Source organism: Kineococcus glutinatus (assembly GCF_039542765.1).
In the GTDB taxonomy this organism is placed as follows: domain Bacteria; phylum Actinomycetota; class Actinomycetes; order Actinomycetales; family Kineococcaceae; genus Kineococcus_A; species Kineococcus_A glutinatus.
The window spans coordinates 1-2,122 of the sequence record NZ_BAABIL010000903.1 but is presented as its reverse complement, the minus strand read 5'-3'; the positions used below and the strand labels follow the sequence as shown (position 1 = coordinate 2,122).

The following is a 2,122-nucleotide window of genomic DNA, read 5'->3' as shown; positions in this document are numbered from 1 at the left end:
GGCCCCGTCGGGTCGGGCAAGACGCGGCTCGTCGAGCGCCTGCTGCCCCTGCTGGCGGGCCTGGAGGCCGGCCGGGGCAACCCCACCATCGAGACCCTCGACGCGATCGCGGTGGCGCTGCGCATCCCGCTGACCGACCTCCTCGCCCGCGACACCGACCCCGGTCCCGTCCTGGTGCGCGGCACCGCCGGCAGCGGCGGCGAGCCCACGCGGGAGCTGCTGCGCCGCATCCCCGGCGGGCACGGCGTGGAGGTGTGGCGGCTGCGGATGCCCCCCGCCACCGCCCTCGACGGGCTGCCCCACGCCCCCGGCACCACCGAGCACCTGCTCGTGGCGAGCGGGGGGCTGCGGGCCGGGCCGGCCGGGGCCGAGCACGACCTCGGGCCCGGCGACCTGCTCGCCTTCGCCGGCGACGGCCCGCACACCTACCGCACCTCCCGCGAGGCCGCCGACGTCACCGTCGTCATCGCCTCCCCCGTCGTCGGCTGAACCGCCGCCCGCCCCGTCCCCGGTCCCGAGGAGGTCCTGAGTGCCCACCACCGCGCTGCTGGCGCTGCTCGCCGCCTGGATCGTCGCGGTCGTCAGCCCCGGCCCGGACTTCCTGGCCGTGCTGCGCACCGCCGCGGCCGGCTCGCGCCGCGACGGGCTGCTCGTGGCCGCCGGCGTCGTCACCGGCATCTGCTGCTGGGCGCTGGCGGCGATGCTGGGGATCAGCGCCCTGCTCGAGAGCCACGCCTCCCTCTACCTCCTGCTGCGCTACGCGGGTGCCGCCTTCCTCGTCTGGTTCGGGATCAGCGCGCTGCGCAGCGCGGCGCGACCCCGCCCGGCGGAGGACGACCCCACGACCGGTGGTCCTGCCGGGGCCGGTGCCGGGGTCGCCGGCTGGCGGAGCTGGCGGCTGGGCCTGGCCACGAACCTCGCCAACCCCAAGGCGCTCGTCTTCTTCGGCGCGCTCTTCGCCAGCCTGCTGCCGGCCGGCACGAGCACGGCCGCGAAGGCCGGCGTCCTGGTGGTGATGCTCGCCGTGGCGATGGCGTGGTTCGCCACCGTCGCGGCGCTGGCGAGCACCCGGCGCATCACGGCCCTCTACCGGCGCGGGCGGCGCACCCTGGACCGCATCACCGGCGGGCTGTTCGTCGCGCTCGGCGGGGCGCTGGCGCTGCGCTGAGGTCGGGCGCCGCGACCCGGCACCGGCCCGGCTCACCGGCCCGGCCCCGCGGGCGCGCCCCGCACGCCCCGGACGTCGTGGACCTCCACCCGCGCCCCGGGAGCGTCCCAGAAGGCCGACGCCGACTCGTGCCAGGCGCGCAGGGCCGGGTCGGCGCTGGCGTCGACCAGCTCCGCGGTGTCCACGTAGGCCAGGGAGTCGTGCGAGGCCAGCCCGTCGGCGCGCACCCGCCCCGCCCAGCGCTCGTCGGCGGCCAGCTGCCGCGTCACGGTGGTCCACGAGCCGCCGTCGGGGTTGTCGGTGCCGTCGAGCACGGGCACGAGGTCCTCGGCGTGCTCCAGCGACAGCACCCGCACGTCGGCCGGCACCCGCGCCAGGCCCACGGGCGAGCCCGCCGTCACGACGTGGGTGACGGTGAACTCCCGCCGCACCTGCGCGTCGGCCGCCAGCTCCGCCACCGTGAGACCGCCCTGGCTGTGGCCGGCCAGCAGGACCGGCTCCCCCGGGCGCACCCCGGCACCGCGCATGGCCTCGACGACGACCCCCATGGGGGCGGTGCGCCGCCCGGCCACCGCCTGCACGTTCGCGGTGAGGTCCATCGCGGGGCGGCCCTCCCCGGTGACCGGGCTCCACTCCTGCGTGCCGGGCACGAGCACCACCCACGACGTGCCGCGGCCGGGGGCGGTGATGCGCTCCACCCGCACCTGGCCCTGCGCCGGTGGTGTGCCGCCGGTGGGCGAGCGCCCGGCGTAGCCGCGACCGGCCTCGGTGGGCACCCGGCCCGCCGCCTGGCGCACCACGCCGTCGAGGACCTCCGCGACACCCCGCGGCGGGCGGGCGGGCGCAGCGGGACCGGCCGTGGCGGGCACCACCCGCACCCCCGTCTCCTGCAGCAGCGGGCTCAGCGACCCGGTGGCGGTGAGGACGCGGGCCGCGCCGCGCGCGTCCTGCGGC

At 79.1% G+C, this 2,122-nt stretch carries 2 protein-coding genes and 1 pseudogene; 2 read left to right on the top strand and 1 reads right to left on the bottom strand.

Going from position 1 to position 2,122, the window contains the following annotated elements; genetic code table 11:
• On the top strand, positions 1 to 489 hold a 489-nt coding region (locus ABEB16_RS22470), incomplete at its 5' end, for a helix-turn-helix domain-containing protein (protein WP_345714367.1).
• 40 nt (positions 490 to 529) lie between these two features.
• A complete protein-coding gene (locus ABEB16_RS22465; protein WP_345714366.1) occupies positions 530 to 1,168 on the top strand; it encodes a LysE family translocator in 639 nt (212 codons plus the stop codon).
• Between the two features lie 32 nt (positions 1,169 to 1,200).
• Here the strand turns inward: ABEB16_RS22465 and ABEB16_RS22460 are convergent.
• Positions 1,201 to 2,122, bottom strand: a pseudogene (locus ABEB16_RS22460) (hypothetical protein); the annotation flags it as partial.